The following is a 17,915-nucleotide window of genomic DNA, read 5'->3' as shown; positions in this document are numbered from 1 at the left end:
GCGAATCGTGAAGAAATAAAACGGATGATTGACAATACTACCGACAAGGATGAGAGAGCGGGATGAATTACAAAATTTTGAACAGGAGAGTACACTGTTTTGTCAGTAATAAAGAACTTATGGTGTTGATTTGTCGTATAATTAGGTTATGTACGTTCTCATACGATATATCTGTGGTAAATCTTAATTGATACGACAAATTTAATATAGAAGCCCTGTTGAACATGTTTGAATAAGACTATACAATTGAGGGCCATTTACTGTAAATATATTATAGATAAGGTGATTATTAAATGAGTAAAAAACTAAATGTAATTAGTTATAGGAAGTTAATTGACTTAGAATTAGAATTTTCACCTGGTATTAATGTTATATCTGGAACAAATGGGACGTGTAAAAGTTCAATATTATACTTGTTATCTAACTCGTATCAAGAGGTTAAAGGAAATATAAGTTTGAAAAATTGTATGACCGTGATAGGTAGTATAAATAACATGATGAATCCTAAAATTGAATCATTAAGTAAAGGAGACAAACAATACAATGACCCTTCAAATGGAGTTACTGGAATTATATTGAAAGTAACTTATTTTGATGAATCGACATTAGAATTTCGTAAACACAATTCTAAGAAAAATGCTAGATATGCAATAAAGCCATATTATGTTGTTAATAAAGGAGAGTCACTTCCTAAGTTACCCGTTATTTATTTAGGCTTGTCTAGACTAATATCGTTTGGTGAGTACCATGAATTCGATATTGATAATGTTCTAGGTAAAGTAACTGCATTAGAAAGTGTAGATGAAGTAACCTTAAAAAAAATAAGAGGTATCTTACAAAGAGAATTAAAAAATAATTACATAAGTGTGATTAACAAAAATCTTCCAAGTAAGTATATTGATATTATTAATCAAGAGTATGAAAATTTCACCAATGTAAGAGTTAATCATGAATCCTTTAATAAAGTTGGTAATATAAAAAAAAGAGCAGAGTTCAAAACTGCTACCCCAGGAATTGACTCGAATACAATTTCAGCTGGCGAGGATAACTTGTATGTAATTATTACGGCTTTAATTTCATTGAGATATTATTACGAAGAATCACAAAAGGATGTAAGTTATTTAAATCAAAGAGTTAAAAGTTTATTACTTATCGATGAGTTAGATGCATCGTTACATCCATCATATCAAATTAAATTATATGAATTAATAAAAGAGTACTCTGAGAATTATAATATACAAGTCGTCTTTACTACACATAGTTTAACTTTAATTGATTATAGTTTGAAAAAGAAAGCTAATGTAATGTACCTATTAAATGAGGGCAATAAGGTAAGCGTATGTAATGATATTGATATGTTTTCTATTAACATGTATCTGCAGCAAATGACGGCAAATCAATTACAAGAAAATAGTAAAATTCCAATTTTTACAGAAGATCAAGAGGCAAGAGATTTACTTAATATAATATTCATGAAAATATCAGATCTAGATCCCAATTTCAAAAAAGTAGAGGGCAATTTTCACTTTGTTTCTAGTAATATAGGGAGTAATAATTTGAAGAGCATATTTTGTGATGAAATATTAAGTGGAAACATAATGAAAGCTATTTGTATTCTAGATGGAGATACTAACAAAGATATTGAACAAAACATTATTACACTGCCTGGAAAGGATAATCCAGAGAGCATAATTTTTAATCACTTAACTAAACTATTGAGCGAAAATAATGAATTCTGGAGACATGGACAGGTTCACGTCAACATGGGATATACATACGATATGGCTCAATCAATTTATAAAGAGATTGTAAAGATCAAAGAAGATATAGAACAAAAGAAAACTAATAGTAAATCAGTAAAAGGAATTGAAAGAGAAAAAAATAAAAAATTATATAATAATTATAAGGACTTTTTCCATATAGTCTTTCAAGCATGGTTGAATGATACTTCTACTCAAGGAGAAATTCAAAGTTTTTATAACAATTTATTTTTAGTATTTAATAAAACACGCGTAGCTTACAATATACCAGCAAAAAACTGGAGTGATAAAGCAGACTTATTCAAAAGCAAAGAACAAGTTAATAACAGATAGTCCCATGTTCGAAATAATTAGTCAAAGTGGCAGAAAATAGAGCGGGTATGTTGTGAATAGGATATATTACAAGGAGGAGTCTATATGTATGAACGACCTCTAATTAAAGAGATGTTTGCAACAGAATTAGCATTATCGAAAACTAATCCTAGATTTCCTAAACCTGTAAATAGCGAAGAAGAAGCGATTCTAACCTTCTTTAACTTAAAAAAAGTTGGTCCGAAAAAGATAGAAGCTATTATTCAAGATATTATAGAAACTGGAGTAGTACTTGAAGATTTTATTGTCCTTCATAAAGATAATGAATATATTGTACACGATGGGAATCGAAGACTAACAGCATTGAAGCTATTATTGGATGATAATGCAGAATTGATAAAAGACAAGTATCCAAGAACCTATCGTTACATAGAAAAGGTAAAACATAATATCAATGCGAAAAGTTTAATTCTTTACGTTAAAATTTATTCAGATCCTGAAGCGATGGCGAATCATGTAATAAAGATTCACTCGGGTGAACAGTCGGGAGCAGGACAAATTCCATGGGATTCAAACGAAAAAGACACTTTTGATTCTCAGTTCTTTAACAAACCGCTAAGTATTGGGAATTTAATCTATAAGAAACTTGAATCTACTCCTAACAAAAAGTATCTTTATGATAAAATTAAAGATAACGGTTATGCCACAACATTTGAAAGAATATTTAATTTTTCTGATATTAGATCAAGAATATTTAAATTAGAACGTGGGATCAAAGTTGACTTGGATATTGATGAGCACTTTAACAAAGTATGCGAAATGATTGAATATTTCATTTCACAAGATGCTTCTGTTGTAGAAGTATACACTAAAGAGCTGGCTAGTAATTTTTTTGAAAAGATATCACCAATTACATTGTCTAATAACACAACAACAGATGTAGAATCCAATACTATTTCAGATCTTGATTTAGATACTGCGCATGATCGTTCTAAATCAAGCATAAATTCAAATTCAAATCATAATTCCGACAGAGATATTGTTGGTACTAGTAGCAATGTGATTGATAACACGCCCTATATATTGGATTTGAAATTAAAATCTAGTAGGAAAGTTATTAACTTGTACAATGATTATAACTTAATAGATTTAGTAGAAGTTGCAACTGATTCTAATGGTGAAAATTTAAAAGGAAAAGTACTATTTAATTCAGATAGCAATTTAATAAGGGACAATGTTTTTTCTGGAAATGCACCAGTTGGAACATATATCATACAGGCAAAGCTGGAAAACAGTGGAATATGTGTTTCGAAGAGTGTTGAAATTTGTGTGGTTTTATCAAGTAAAACAATAAAAATAGATCAACCCAAAAATGAATTTTTTAAGTCCGTTGCTGCGTTTATCGATGGAGAAGTGAAAATAAATATAAACAATACCGTTAATAGACTAATAGGTGAAATTCAATCTTTAGAAAATGCTCAAGATTATAGATACATGATCGCTTCATCAGTGAGGCAGTTATTAGAGTTGTCTATAGATAAAGTGATAAAAGACAAAGGTCTTAAAAACCATGGAAATCCGAAGCAAAACTTGAAGTATTTAATTGAACAGTTGACCGAAAATACGTTATTTACCCAGATTTGTAGCGGGGATAACAAGCTTAAATTCCAGGCATCCAAAAATTTATTTGGTGCTATTGAATCAGATACTCTATATGATTATTTAAACTTAATAACCCATGATAGTTATGCTACTGTTTACGATGAATTGGTTGAGAGAATAAATCTGAGAGTCACACCGATTCTAATTGTCTTTCATAATTATCTACTGTTAGACTGAAACTTTATCACTGCCAAGAAAAATAAAATTAGTTATTATAACATCGAGGTGATGCCGATGACTACTCTATCTCCACTAAGATATCCAGGTGGAAAAGATAAAACATATTATTATATCAAGCACCTTGTGACTACAAACAATATATCAACATACATAGAGCCCTTTGCCGGAGGAGCAGCTGTAGCTATTCGTTTGCTCATTAATCATGATGTTAAAAAAATTATTATTAATGATTATGACCGCGGAATTTATGCCCTATGGAATACTATTATCAACCATCCAGAACCATTAATTCAACTTATACGTGATACACCTATAGATATGGAGCAATGGTATATCCAACGAGAAATTCAAAAACAAAAAAATAATATCGATGATCTATCTTTGGCATTCTCAACACTTTTTTTAAATCGAACAAATAGATCTGGAATTATCAAAGGAGGAGTTATTGGTGGTAAAAATCAAAATAGTATCTATAAAATAGACTGCAGATTTAATAAAGAAACTATCATTAAGCGAATTAAGCTTATTGCTTCTTATGCAAGTCAAATTAGGGTTTGTAACTACGATGCAAAGGAGTTTATTGAGGCAGAAATAAAAAAAACGCGTAAATCACTTACATTTTTTGATCCTCCCTATTATGATAAAGGACCTGATTTATATACAAACTTTTACTCCCATGAAGATCATGTTGAGTTGGCTAAGATCATACAATCGAAAATGAAAAATAGATATTGGATTCTAACCTATGATATTGCTAGTCAAATAGAAGAACTTTATAAAAATCAATTTTATACAAAGTACTACTTAAATTATTCAATTGCAACTCCAACAAAAGGACAAGAATTCATGTTTTTCTCAAACAAAACAAATAAGGGAGATATTCAGAAGTATTTAAATTTCGCATAGATAGATTAAACTGAGCTAATCAGAGTTTGAAAAATTACTAAGTATATTTTAGCAACTGTATCTATCATTACCCAGAGTCTAATACTTTTTCTTTGAACATCTGGATTATTAAAGTTAGTACTAAGACAGTATAGTCTGCTACTCCATGCAATATCCAGTATATTACAATAGTGTTTGTCACAGTGTGTTTAGTCAGCCCCTCTTTATCAGAATTGAATTAAGAATATCCAGAAATAAAATAAAACAGTTTAAATTGGCTTCGCTTTTTTTAACAGAAGGCGAGGTCTTTTGTTTTGTTGGAACAATGACCTTTTATTTACTAATATTGAGAGTGAGATGCCTATCCATCTCCTCTTCAGGCATCTCTTAAAGAGTCTTTGCGAGTACTTCATTCATTGATTATTGGATATATGCTAAGTTACTACTACGTTGTTCTCCATTATGAATCGTCGTCGTTTTTCTTTGACTATAGAGACATATATTCTTACTAACCTTCCTATATTTTTATTTTGATTAGGGGAATTTATACTATCTAGTATACAGTCCTCAAGACCTATTAAAAGTTCCAATTCTAACCCGACATTATTTGGTAAGTTATTCTCCAAAGGAATAAGGATATGTTAATATTTCACTTAAACCATTTTCATTCTTTATGTATTTTATTCAATCCTTAAAGCTTATAATAGACACATATTCCACCACCAAGGGGTGCCCACATGAACGATCTTATAAATAAAATCATATCCTTCCGCGATGAAAGAGACTGGAAGCAGTTCCATAACCCAAAGGATCTGGCGATTTCGTTGACTTTAGAGGCTAGTGAATTACTTGAAAATTTTCAATGGAAGAGTAGCGATCAGGCGGTTGATGCTAATTTTAATGATATCCAAGATGAGTTGGCGGATGTGTTGATCTATTCTTTAATGCTTGCACATGATTTGGGTATCGATGTGAAAGAGGCTATCCTGCACAAGTTAGAGAAAAATGCGGAGAAATATCCTATAAACAAATTTAAAGGAACAGCAAGAAAGTATACAGATGTTGAGTAACGAGGTGAAGCAGCTATGATTATTTACGAAGCGACCAAAGAAGAATTCATGAATGATGTTACTGATGATAGTATAGCTGTCAAGATTCATCAGTCTTATTTACAAAAGATCGGTAAAGTATCGATTAGTGAGATTAACTCATGGAATAATTCTATGAATTATATGTATAAGGTACTGAATACACCTATGATCCCTGATGATGTAGGCATTGCTCTTGAATATAAGATACCTAGAACCTCGAATAGGATTGATTTTATGCTTACTGGGTTAGATGAGCAGGATCGATATTCTGTCGTTATTGTGGAATTAAAACAGTGGTCTGAAGTAAACTTAGTTGCAAACTCAGATGGTCTTGTTGAGACGTATTTGAACGGAGGATTAAGAAAGAAAACGCATCCTTCTTACCAGGCATATTCATATGCAAAGTTAATCACGGACTACAATGAATCGGTTCAGAATGAACCTATTTCTCTATACCCTTGTGCTTACTTACATAATTATATTCAAAAAGAAAATGATCCAATCACGGATAATTTATATGAAAATTACTTATCTGAGGCTCCGGTATTTATTAAAGGCGATGCCTTAAAGTTAAGGGGCTTTATTTCTACTTATATTAAAAAAACAGATCGTAAGAAATCACTATACTTGATTGAACTAGGAAAGATTAGGCCATCTAAGTCTTTGCAGGATTCACTCCTCAAAATGTTAGATGGAAATGAAGAGTTTATTATGATTGAAGAACAGAAGGTAGTCTATGAAGAGGCTATTTTAATGGCTAAAAGAGCACTAACTACGGATCGCAAGCAGGTTCTGATTGTGGGGGGAGGACCTGGTACAGGAAAATCAGTACTAGCCATTAACTTATTGGTTCAATTAACTTCACAGGAAATGGTTTGCCAATATGTCACCAAGAACAGCGCTCCCAGAGAAGTATATACGAAGAGGCTTCAGCGAAATTATAAGAAGACCTTTATTAACAATCTGTTTAAGAGTTCAGGGGTCTATCATGAGGCATTGCCGAATGAATTGGATGTTCTGATCGTGGATGAAGCCCATCGACTTAATGAGAGATCAGGCTTATTCAAGAACAAAGGTGAAAATCAGATGATGGAGATCATTCGAGCTGCGAAATGTTCTATTTTTTTCATTGATGAGTATCAAAAAGTCTCGATGCATGACGCGGGGAATAAAGAGCAGATCAAACAATTTGCTGAATTGTACAATGCTGAAGTCGTAGAGATGCAGCTAGAATCTCAATTTCGTTGTAATGGTTCAGATGGTTATTTGGCTTGGTTGGATGATGTGTTGGAACTTCGAAAAACAGCAAATGCAGATGGGTTTGATTTTCAATATGATTTTAAGATATTTGATAATCCTAATGAACTGCGTAATGAGATTTTTAACAAGAATCAAATCAATAATAAAGCTAGAATGCTAGCCGGTTACTGTTGGGATTGGAAGACAGAAGGCAAAAATAATCCAGAGGTTCATGATATTTATCTGGAGGAGCATCAATTCTCCATGAGCTGGAATTTGAACAATACAACAACCTGGGCAATCGACCCTGAATCTGTGGAGCAAATTGGTTGCATCCACACTTCGCAAGGGCTAGAGTTTGATTATGTAGGAGTTATCATAGGCGAAGATCTTCGATATGTTAATGGAGAAATTGTAACGGACCCATTTAAACGTGCGAGGACGGATAAATCGTTGTCTGGATTTAAGACTTTGTATAAGAAGGATAGCAATGAGGCAATGCGAATAGCTGATCAAATCATAAAAAATACTTACCGTACTTTACTTACAAGGGGAATGAAGGGTTGCTATATATATTGTGTTGATCCTCTTTTAGCAGAATATCTTAAAAATCGATTAAAGAGAATGAGGCGTGAAATCACATATCCGCTGTATCAAGAGAAAATGCTCATCGCAGCTGAGGAAAAGAATCTTTATGTAACAGGGGGAACTCAAGAAGGTGAATAATAATATTCTATTCTTCCACCAAATCTATAATCTCCCTAGTATCGCTGATGCCTAACGCATCGGCGATTTTTTCTATATGAGAAAAATGGATGTTTCTCTTTTGCCATTGGATAGCTCACTTAATGCACATGGTACACTTCGGATATGTGAAGGAGTACTTAAAGAGAGAGGTATAGCGTAAATCTGGAATTTTGATGATGATTATTTATTAAAGTGACGAAAGATAATTACTTTAATAGATCTACTCTTTTTCTCGCACGATCTCTCTAACCACATTTTTAGCCATTCGCACTTTCTCCAGATTCGATTCCCTGAGCATCATTACTATTTCCTTCACTTCAACATCAGCTTCAGTAAGCTCACTATCCTCATGAACATATGAAAACAATTGAGCCACATTTACCTCTAGGGCATTGGCAATTTTGGCAAGGTTAATTAACGAGACGTTCTTTTCACCTCGCTCAATTTGTCCAATATATGAAAAATGGAACCCACCTTTTTCTCCAAGGGATTCCTGCGATAAGCCTCGTTTTTTTCTTGAAATTCTTATGCGTGCACCTACTAATTTAAGAATTTCTTTTTCGTTCATATTCCACACTCCTCTAAAGAAAAAGTGTAGACAAGAATATACAATTCAAACATCAGTATAAAGATATCAATATAAATAATAATATCTATATATATCTAAAATGATATTAATAAATATTATTTTAATGTATAATATTTACAATATAGATATCCTATGGAAGGGTTGTTGTGAATGGTTATTAATGAGATTTCAGTGGAAAGAATGAATATATTGCTCAAACGTCCTTTTGGTTGCAATCTCGCTCAAACCTACATGAACCTCATCCCAATCTTCCAAAACCTCCCGAAACCCTGCCTAATCCTCAGCAACTGGTCATTAGAAATTATGCTCAAGGCAGCATTTATGAAAGAGAGAGGCAGCATCTTTCCACCTCATACATTGTCTTTTGAGATGCTGGTTGATTTGACTCGTACTGACTCAGGTATAGACCTAGACTCCTTAGCGTTAATTCAATCGGTAAAGTGTATTGCGAACTATCCAAATCACACTTCGTTACAGAGTATGAGTGCTGCACATTTACAGAGAGTTATTAGGAGGGTGGACGAGCTATTGTGTCAACTGTCTTGTAGAGTTACTAATTCCCCTACCGAGCGATATACTTCGATATTTAAATAGAAGGGTAGTAATACACAACGTTCGAAAGACGAATGCCACAGAGGATAATCATGAATTTCAAAATTGAAAAAGATTAAGGAGTATTCAGACAGTGTTCACTTCGGGTAAACTAATATGAAAGATGCCAAATATGAAGGCGGTGAGCTTGTGTTTGAAAGAATAGATGAGAAGAAAGCCGCTTTAGATGCAAAACTTCCATTACCGAAATATACGGTGCAGAGTTTACGTGAAAAGTTGTTTTTAGAATGGACGTATAACTCAAATGCAATCGAGGGTAATACGCTTACACTCAATGAAACAAAGGTAGTACTTGAAGGGATTACAGTTGGTGGTAAGACGATGCGAGAGCATTTAGAAGTTATTAACCACCGAGATGCGATTTCCTATGTTGAAGATATTGTGCAAAAAGAGGAATCATTTTCAGAATGGCAAATTAAAAATTTACATCGATTAGTGCTTAAAGGAATCGAAGATGATTATGCGGGTGTGTATCGTAATCAGCAAGTATTTATTTCAGGCGCGGTGCATACACCTCCAGAGCCATTCAAAATTCAAGAACATATGGACCATTTAATGCATTGGTATGAGCACGATGCACAAAGCATGCATCCAATTGAACGTGGTGCAATGCTACATGCAATTTTTGTAGGCATTCATCCGTTCGTTGATGGCAATGGTCGAACTTCGAGATTGCTGTTGAATTTAGAGTTAATGAAATCAGGCTACCCACCAATTATTATTAAAGTGGAAAACCGTTTAGCGTATTACAATGCCCTGGACAAAGCACATACGTCGGAAGATTATCGCGATTTTATTGAGCTAGTAGCTACTGAGGTCGAGTCTTCTTTAGACCTTTATTTAAGCGCGGTGTAAAAACGATTAAGAGGTTAGATTAGACAAACTATCCCCAGCAGATTTTCTGCTAAGGGTAGTTTTTTTTGTTATTTGAAAAACTCATAAAGTATGTTATATTCAAACTTATTAAAAGATATTTTAAAAGTCCGATAAAATTTAGGAGTTGATATCCCCAATGCTCCCCATTTCTAACAATGCGATACGTGTCAAACAAATTAATACGGAATTAGTGAAAAATACGCTGAAGGCGATGGAGTATGGGACAAAGGCGTCGATTGCGAATATGACCGGGCTGAGTGTGGCTACCTGCGGTAATATTTTGAATGAGCTGCTTCTAACGGGAGAAGTGATCGAGACGGAGCTTGATGAATCAAGCGGTGGGCGTCCGGCTATGCGATATAAGTTTAACGCGGATTTTTCCTATATTGTGTGTATGTATGTAAAAACAGATGGCGGGGTTCACTCGCTTGCGTACGCTATCGCTAATCTGATTGGTGAGGTCATTGAAGAGAAAAGCAGGTTGATCGAGGATATCAATTATGAGGTTATCGACAATCAAATCAATGGGCTCATTCAGCAGTACGGAAATATCAAAGCAATCGGAATCGGTATTCCAGGCGTTGTGCATGAGGGGATCATTGGTGTCTGTGATGTTGAAGCTTTTGTAGGGCTGCCTATAGGTCCGAAGCTAAAAGAGAAGTACGGTCTGGAAATTATCACGGAGAATGATATGCATTTTACGGTGTACGGTTTTTATAATATGCAAAATTTTGATGAAGACAAAACCTTTGCAATCGTGAATTTTCCGAAGGACAATTTTCCGGGATCTGGTGTCATTATCGACGGGCATATTTTGAAGGGGAATACGAAATTTGCGGGTGAGGTATCTTTTTTACCTTTGGAATTGACACGGGACGAGCAAATGAAGCAGTTGAATAGTTCGAATGGATTTGTTCCTTTGGCGGTGAAAATGATAATTGCGATTATTGCCATAATTAATCCGGTGTCTATCGCTCTTACTGGTGATTTGGCCAAGCCTGAGCTATTGGATGATATTTATAAAGGCTGTCTGAAGGATATACCGCAAGAGCACATGCCAGAACTGTTCGTAAAAAGCAACACTCATGACGAATATCTGAATGGACTCATTTCCCTTACGTTGGAGAGTTTAACGTACAATCTTCAGCTAGTGGAGAAAAGAATTTAAATGTAACGACATGCTTGAACATAGAGGAGAACCCATATGACTAACATGACGGAAAAAGAAAAAATGCTGGCTGGCAAGGCGTACAAGGCTTTTGGCGAGGAGCTTATGCGTGAGCGTCAGCATGCGAAAGAGGTTGTTTTTGAATACAATGCGCTGCGCCCGACTGAAATCGAAAAGCGTAATACGATATTACGGGGATTTCTAGGCAAGATGGGAAAAAACTTTTTTATAGAACCGCCTTTCCGTTGCGATTATGGCTACAATATTTTGTTGGGTGAAAATTTCTATTCGAATTATAATTTTACGGTGCTGGATTGTAATACGGTGACGATTGGCGATCATGTGCTGATTGGACCGAATGTGAGTATTTTTACGGCGGGTCATCCTGTACATCATGAGCTCAGAAAAGCGGACCATGAATTTGCCCTTCCTATTACGATTGGAAATAGTGTATGGATTGGTGGAGGGTCGATTATTAACCCTGGAGTAACCATTGGTGATCATTCAATTATTGGCTCCGGTAGTGTAGTGACCAAAGACATTCCTGCGAATGTGATTGCTGTTGGTAATCCGTGTAAGGTATTGCGCGAAATTACGGTTGAGGATAAGGAACGGTTTTTTGAAAAGTATTAGTATCATCGAAAAATAATCCGCGAGTAAAAGAAAGCTGCCTTGGGGCGCAGAACGGAAATGTCTGCAGCCTGAGGCAGCTTTTGTTGTAGATCCATTTAAAGTCTAATAAATGACCGATGGGACAAAGTTGATCAGCGTATGGGCGATGACTGGGGCAACCAAGTCGTTGTTGCGAGTGTACAGATATACAAAGAACATATGTAAGACCCATGTGGTGAGAAGATGAGGGTAATCGTACATTACAAAATCAAGGAGTCCCATTTTCGCCTGGAACATTTGAAAAGGAATATGCATGATGGCGAACAGAAACCCAACGAATAGAATGCCGACATATTTGTTGCGAATCAGCGAGAAAATGCGGGTTTGGATAAAACCTCGGAATCCAATCTCTTCCACAAATGCGATGGTAATCAGAAAATAAAGAAACATGTAGATCAGCTCAGGGATGGAATGTTGAAAAGTTATATGGCCAAGAAAGAAATTCACTAATTGAGGCAGGATGAAAGGCAAGCTGCAAAGGATGCCTATTATAAGAGATTTTCCAAAGGCGGTTCCATTGAATTTCAGGCCAACTGTTCTTAGTGATTGCTTTCTGATGAGCAAATAGATGAAAATCGGTAGGAACTGAATGATCATAGTCAGTAAATCCAGAGTAATTCTAGCGAAGAAAGGATTAGTAAAAAGATTTGCAAAATCACTTATAAGCTGGGTTCTGAACATGATCACACCGAACATGAACAGGAAGATCATGTTGTATAGATAGTAGAGTATTGCCGCCCAACCATCACGTTTAGTTAGTACCTGCAAGGCTTCTTGATCGAATTGAATGCGGAATATTTTCCTCATATATGTATAGAGCTCCCTTTAGCTTTGTATTTGGAAATCTTTGATATGATGTATGCTTACATGTATTTCAAAGGGGAGTTCCTCCTTGGCGACTTCATGGTCGCATATAGTTAGCTGTACTCACAACGATTTTTGCCAGAACATCGTTTCAGGATCAACTACAACCAATGGAGTATGTATTGCAGCAAAATAAAGGAAGTGATTTCCTTTATTTACTAAAAGTGAGGTCAATGTTGGAAAATAGAGGAAGTTTCTTCCCCTATAACTTCTGAAAATGCTCCAAAAGGCCTGAAAACACCTGTCGACTCCCACATAACGGAAAAAAATTCCTTTATTATTCAAAAACAAGGCCGTTTTCAGAAAATAGAGGAAGTTTTTTCCGCTATCATCCCATCATCCACTTCATATCTGCTTTGATATAAGGCCAGTCGGCTTCTATTCTAGCTGCTTCTAATGTAAGCAAATGGATTATCATTAGTATATGAAGAATATCGCAGTGCATTTTACAGAACAGTGGTTTACAATGCATGGAAGACTCCCCTATGATGTAGGTATTACTTTCAACGAAGAAGGGGCAGGGGATAGGAGATGGAGAACAAGCAGAACGAGCAAATGAAGCAACTTGGCAAACCGGAAGCGATGATTTTTGATATGGATGGAACGTTGTTTAAAACGGAGACATTGCTTTTACCTGTGTATCACCGTGTATTTGATACGCTTCGCGAGGAAGGATTGTACAGCGGGGAGACTCCTCCAGAGGAGCTGATTCTGGGTTGTCTCGGGATGCTGTTAGAAGATATATGGAAGAAGGTTATTCCGAATCAATCAGAGGAGGTCCATCTGCGGGCTAATGACTTGCTGCTGGAATATGAGCTGATCGGTCTGCAAGAGTACGTAACAGAGCTGTATCCGCATGTTCAATCCACTTTGGAGGAACTGAGTAGACGTGGTGTGAGGCTGTTTGTTGCAAGCAATGGTCTGGAGCACTACGTAAAGGAAGTGGCTAAGGCGCATCACATTTTCCCTCTGTTTGAAGGCTTGTATAGTGCAGGTGAGCATAAGACGGCATCAAAGGTAGATTTGGTGAAACTGCTTCTGGACAATCATGGTGTCAGCAGCGCATGGATGGTTGGGGATCGTTCCTCAGATGTTGAAGCTGGCATTAAGAACGGGCAGGCGGTGATCGGCTGCGCTTATGCGGGGTTTGGTCAAGGCGCTGAGCTTCAGGGGTCAGACGTATTGATCACTAATTTTAATGAATTGCTGGAACTCTACGAACAAGCCAAGCTCTAATTGAATCTATTTAGTTGCACAACCGAAACAGCCAGTTGCCGATTGAAATCCGGCAACTGGCTGTTTCGGTTACACAATAAAAATAAGCATTAAGTTAACGATAGAGAAGGCAAGAATGGAATAATCTCTTGGATGAAGCTTATATTTTCGGATCGGTGTACGACCGTGATCTCCTTGGTAACAACGTGACTCCATTGCGACTGCAAGCTCTTTGGCACGAAGAATAGAGAGTACGAACAATGGCATCAGCATCGGAAGTATACCTCGCCAGCGGGAGGATACTCCCTTGCGATGGAAGCCGCCGCCACGAGCGATTTGAGCCTTGCGGATTTTATCGATTTCTTCAACAAGTATAGGCAGAAAACGCAAGGCAATCGTGAACATCATGACCGCCTCGTGGACGGGAAGCTTGATTTTTTTAAGCGGTTTTAGGATCATTTCCAGACCTTCGGCAAGTATGATGGGTGAAGTGGTTCGGACAAGCAGTGACAGTAGAAGTACAATGCCAGCAATTTGTTCACACATCAAAAGTCCATTTAATGCTCCCTCGGCAGAATATTCCAGAATCCCGATCTGAATCAGGGTATCGCCTGGATTTGTAATAAGCATAGACTGATAGATCATCGTCGAAATGAAGAAGATGGTCAGGGATAGTATGGTGATTATGAGAACCTTCCATGACAATTTGGCAATCCACCATAAGAAGATCAGTAGAGCAATTTGAGCGGTCTTCAACAACAGATGGTGGTTGAGCAGCAGGGCTGCTGCAAAAATCAGGCTTACCGTAATTTTCATTCTCGGGTCCCATCGCTCTATCCACGTATTTTGTTTTTGATACAAAAGAAAGCTGTTATTTGCCATGATATTTCCTCATTTAGCTGTAATTTGTTGTTGGTGAAGACTTAGTGCTGCTGCAATGGCATCAGCGGCTTCTTCTGGAGATATTCTATCATTGCCTGACGTTATGCCGAGCTCTTTCAGCAATCTTGAGACAATAAGCACAGAAGGTTCTTCCCATCCAAAAGCATTCAGAAATGCAGGGTCAGAAAGTATAGCGACAGGTGATCCGTCAGCGATAAATTCGCCCTTTTTCAGGGCCAGCAGTCTACAAGCGTGATTGACGATTTCATCCAACTGGTGGCTAACCCATAGAATAGTAAGTCCTAGCTCCTCGTTCATCTGATGCAAAAGATCGAATAACGCGGTCCGTGATTGCAGATCCAATCCAGCGGTAGGCTCATCCAGTATAAGCACCCTAGGTTCCAGTACAACCGCCCCGGCAATGGCAACGCGCCTCTTCTCGCCGCCGCTTAATTCAAAAGGACTGCGATCTTTAAACTCATCATAGTCAAGCTGAACGGCTTTCATTGCTTTACGGACCTTTTGCTCTTTGATTTCCCGGGTAAGCTTGGCGCTCTGCAGCCCAAATGCTATATCCTCGAAAACAGTGGGGGAGAACAGCTGATGCTCAGGATACTGAAAAATATAACCGATTTGATCAAATAAATCGGGACGTTTTGAAGTGTTAGGATCAATGCCATCTAACAAAATTTGTCCGCCAGTTGGAGCGAGAAATCCTTTGAGCAGCTGCAAAAAGGTAGATTTACCTGAGCCCGATTTCCCGGCGATGGCCAGCATTTCTCCGCTCTGAATCGTTAAATTAATATGATGCAATACAGAGGGGGCAGCAGTAGAAGCTGCCCGCTTTTTCTTTTTCGAATAGGTGAAGGAGACGTTGACTAATTGAATCTGCATAACAATTCCCTCAATTCTTCTACATCTAGTGAGGTTGAGACAGGAATTCCTCTGTCGCGAAGGGTAAGGCCTAGAGAGCGCAAATAAGGCAATTCCAATCCGCATTCCTGAAGCAGAGTTTTATCTGATAGAAATTGCTCCGGTAAGCCCTCTTGATACAAATGGCCGTTACGGAACAAAATCCAGCGATCTGCCTCTAAAACTTCTTCTAGATGATGTGTGATGTAAATGAGTGCAAAAGGGTGCTTTTTACGCGCCTCATGCAAGGTTTGTACGAATTGTTTTCTTGCTACAGGATCTAGCATGGAGGTGGCTTCGTCTAGAATAAGGTAACGGGGTGACAAGGCCAGCACAGAAGCTAGCGCCAGCTTCTGCTGTTCACCGCCTGAAAGCCGGGTGACTGGACGATCCACATCGGCATCAAGGCCAACGATATCGATGGCCCAAGCGATGCGCTCCTGAATTTGCTCATGAGGGTAGCCGATATTGGAAAGTCCAAACGCGATATCTTCACCGACGGTCAGCCCAACCTGCTGATTCTCCGGGTTTTGGAATACGATTTGTACAGCCCGGCGAATGGAAGGGATGTTATGAGAGTTGCGAGTTGTTTGAGCTTCCACCTGAACAGCACCTTCAGATGGAAGCTCAATTCCGTTAAGCAAACGTGTCAGAGATGATTTGCCCGATCCATTTCGTCCAAGTAAAGCGACGAATTCGTTGGTCATGATGCTGGTTGTCACATGGTGAAGCACTCGCGAAGAGTGCTCGTTATCTATCTCATCCTCCCAATCGATATAGGAGAAGGAGACATTCTGGATCTCAATCATTGCTGCTCACCGCCTCATTCCTGTTAGAGGAAGGGGATACAGGTCCGAACACGCTTTTTGGATCATCGGGATTAAATCGGCCGCTCTTGGTATTCGGAATTTGCCAGAAGAAATCGACATTAAGTTCATGCTCAGCTGCTATTTGTTGAAAGTCTTGCATGAATACACCTTTTCCCGGATCGCAGGATGGACTATCGGCTATACCGAGTCCTCCAACAATGTTGTAGCCGTGATCCTGATACACTTTTAATTGCTCAATGTAAGGAAGCAATATTTTACGATTATGAGCGTGAAATTCCGGCGTATCATATTCTTCAACTGTCATGGGTGGACGTTCGGGACCAAGAAAAGTAAACTCAGGGCATGGAAGCTGAAAAATGCCATATCCTTGCATGTAGGACCAGTCGACTGCCGCCTTCATGATGCCTGGGCTACGAGCTTCGCCGCCTACGACCGCGTTCTGATTGATGACACAGTGTGAGACGACAAGGATTTGTTTGCTACGCTTCAATGGACTTGTTCTTCTTTCTGTTACTTTTCTTAATCAGTGATTGCGGCAAATTTTTAACTATAAAAAATACAAGGATGGCAGACAAAATTTTATCGACAAAATTTTCTGCCAGACGAGGAAGAAATGCTGCGGTGAACAGGCTGCTACCTGCTTGTTTAAGCCAGAGAATAGCTACGTCATGTGCTCCGCCTGTTAATCCGCCAAAAAGACCAATAGCTATAACGGTACCTATGGACGGGCACAAGACAGCCAATATTCCGCCTGATAGGAGTGCGGTTGATAGACGATACCCTTTTTTTCTAGCCAATAGTCCGACAACAAGACCGACAACAGCATTTACAAGTCCAAAAGGTATCGCGGTGTATCCGGAAGTGACGCCTAGAACTAGATTCGTTACAATCCCGACAAGCACTCCCCAGAGAGGTCCGAAAAAGGCTGCGGCAAAAATAGTTCCGACGGTATCAAGAAATAGAAATGGAATTTTCAAACTGCCTACGATGGTTCCGGCAATTACGTTGATGGCTACTGCTAGCGCTGAAATTGTAATGACTTGTGTTTTTTTGTTCATCTGATTGTCTCCTTAATCCAAATTTAATAAACAAATGCTGAATGACCTGTGTATTTTGAGATTATGAAAAAATCAGACTCCTCCTTTGTACATAACGAGATGTTGTAAAGGTACGCAGCAACATCTACAGACGATTCAATATTAATCACGACTAAGTTGATTGGATTAATAGATTTTATTTTAGTAATATTTTTATATATGTCAAGTGAAAATATTGGATGTACTACTAGATTAACGATAACTAACTTGTGTCGTTGGATTAGCTGCAATAATACACTTATTATGTAGGAAAGTTACAAATTAACATTAATTAGGTAGGTTTAAGTGTAATTTTGTACTTAAATTGCCCAAAACATCTTCT

At 37.4% G+C, this 17,915-nt stretch carries 16 protein-coding genes; 9 read left to right on the top strand and 7 right to left on the bottom strand.

Features of this window, described 5'->3' with window-relative positions:
• Positions 1–293 precede the first annotated feature (293 nt).
• From BLS49_RS09695 to BLS49_RS09675, 5 genes are all read left to right on the top strand, one after another.
• The gene (locus tag BLS49_RS09695; protein WP_091229041.1) at positions 294–2,093 is read left to right on the top strand and encodes an AAA family ATPase; all 1,800 of its coding nucleotides are present in this window, start codon (positions 294–296) and stop codon (positions 2,091–2,093) included.
• Positions 2,094–2,177: 84 nt separating this feature from the next.
• On the top strand, positions 2,178–3,911 hold the full coding sequence (locus BLS49_RS09690; RefSeq protein ID WP_091229037.1) for a hypothetical protein: 1,734 nt from the start codon (positions 2,178–2,180) through the stop codon (positions 3,909–3,911).
• 57 nt (positions 3,912–3,968) lie between these two features.
• A complete protein-coding gene (locus BLS49_RS09685) occupies positions 3,969–4,820 on the top strand; it encodes a DNA adenine methylase (RefSeq protein WP_091229034.1) in 852 nt (283 codons plus the stop codon).
• Positions 4,821–5,536: 716 nt separating this feature from the next.
• Entirely contained in the window at positions 5,537–5,869 is a 333-nt protein-coding gene (locus tag BLS49_RS09680; protein ID WP_091229031.1) for a nucleotide pyrophosphohydrolase, read from the top strand.
• 15 nt (positions 5,870–5,884) lie between these two features.
• A complete protein-coding gene (locus BLS49_RS09675) occupies positions 5,885–7,855 on the top strand; it encodes a DUF2075 domain-containing protein (protein ID WP_091229027.1) in 1,971 nt (656 codons plus the stop codon).
• Between the two features lie 241 nt (positions 7,856–8,096).
• Here BLS49_RS09675 and BLS49_RS09665 read toward each other — a convergent pair whose 3' ends face one another.
• Positions 8,097–8,444 (bottom strand): helix-turn-helix domain-containing protein, encoded by a 348-nt coding sequence (locus BLS49_RS09665; RefSeq protein ID WP_091229024.1) that lies wholly within the window; start codon positions 8,442–8,444, stop codon positions 8,097–8,099.
• A 762-nt stretch (positions 8,445–9,206) separates the two neighbouring features.
• Between BLS49_RS09665 and BLS49_RS09655 the strand changes: the two genes are divergently transcribed.
• The 3 genes from BLS49_RS09655 (at position 9,207) to BLS49_RS09645 (ending at position 11,754) form a co-directional block, all read left to right on the top strand.
• The gene (locus tag BLS49_RS09655) at positions 9,207–9,932 is read left to right on the top strand and encodes a Fic family protein (RefSeq protein WP_175471365.1); all 726 of its coding nucleotides are present in this window, start codon (positions 9,207–9,209) and stop codon (positions 9,930–9,932) included.
• Between the two features lie 280 nt (positions 9,933–10,212).
• Positions 10,213–11,121, top strand: a complete 909-nt coding sequence (locus tag BLS49_RS09650; RefSeq protein ID WP_091229264.1) for an ROK family protein — start codon at positions 10,213–10,215, stop codon at positions 11,119–11,121.
• Positions 11,122–11,166: 45 nt separating this feature from the next.
• Positions 11,167–11,754, top strand: coding sequence for a sugar O-acetyltransferase (locus BLS49_RS09645; RefSeq protein ID WP_091229259.1), 588 nt, complete (start codon positions 11,167–11,169; stop codon positions 11,752–11,754).
• Between the two features lie 102 nt (positions 11,755–11,856).
• Here the strand turns inward: BLS49_RS09645 and BLS49_RS09640 are convergent, their stop codons facing one another.
• A complete protein-coding gene (locus BLS49_RS09640; RefSeq protein WP_091229017.1) occupies positions 11,857–12,600 on the bottom strand; it encodes a CPBP family intramembrane glutamic endopeptidase in 744 nt (247 codons plus the stop codon).
• A 588-nt stretch (positions 12,601–13,188) separates the two neighbouring features.
• On the opposite strand from BLS49_RS09640, the gene BLS49_RS09635 reads away from it, so the two are divergent.
• Positions 13,189–13,893: an HAD family hydrolase gene (locus BLS49_RS09635; RefSeq protein WP_245742322.1), complete on the top strand. Its 705-nt coding sequence runs from the start codon at positions 13,189–13,191 to the stop codon at positions 13,891–13,893.
• A 69-nt stretch (positions 13,894–13,962) separates the two neighbouring features.
• Here the strand turns inward: BLS49_RS09635 and BLS49_RS09630 are convergent, their stop codons facing one another.
• The 5 genes from BLS49_RS09630 to BLS49_RS09610 are packed head-to-tail and all read right to left on the bottom strand — an operon-like array spanning position 13,963 to position 17,554.
• Positions 13,963–14,754, bottom strand: a complete 792-nt coding sequence (locus BLS49_RS09630; protein WP_091229015.1) for an energy-coupling factor transporter transmembrane component T family protein — start codon at positions 14,752–14,754, stop codon at positions 13,963–13,965.
• A 9-nt stretch (positions 14,755–14,763) separates the two neighbouring features.
• Positions 14,764–15,648 carry an ATP-binding cassette domain-containing protein gene (locus BLS49_RS09625; RefSeq protein WP_091229011.1) on the bottom strand — a complete coding sequence of 295 codons (885 nt, stop codon included), beginning with the start codon at positions 15,646–15,648 and terminating at the stop codon, positions 14,764–14,766.
• Entirely contained in the window at positions 15,633–16,475 is an 843-nt protein-coding gene (locus BLS49_RS09620) for an ATP-binding cassette domain-containing protein (protein WP_091229008.1), read from the bottom strand. Before BLS49_RS09620 ends, BLS49_RS09625 begins: the two co-directional genes overlap by 16 nt.
• Complete coding sequence (locus BLS49_RS09615; RefSeq protein WP_091229005.1) at positions 16,468–16,986, bottom strand: CD3072 family TudS-related putative desulfidase; 519 nt, start codon at positions 16,984–16,986, stop codon at positions 16,468–16,470. Before BLS49_RS09615 ends, BLS49_RS09620 begins: the two co-directional genes overlap by 8 nt.
• A complete protein-coding gene (locus BLS49_RS09610) occupies positions 16,976–17,554 on the bottom strand; it encodes a CD3073 family putative ECF transporter S component (protein WP_091229003.1) in 579 nt (192 codons plus the stop codon). Before BLS49_RS09610 ends, BLS49_RS09615 begins: the two co-directional genes overlap by 11 nt.
• Positions 17,555–17,915 lie beyond the last annotated feature (361 nt).

It is taken from the genome of Fontibacillus panacisegetis (assembly GCF_900102215.1).
GTDB lineage: Bacteria > Bacillota > Bacilli > Paenibacillales > Paenibacillaceae > Fontibacillus > Fontibacillus panacisegetis.
The sequence above is the reverse complement of the archived record's forward strand: the minus strand, read 5'-3'. Positions and strand labels throughout refer to the sequence as shown.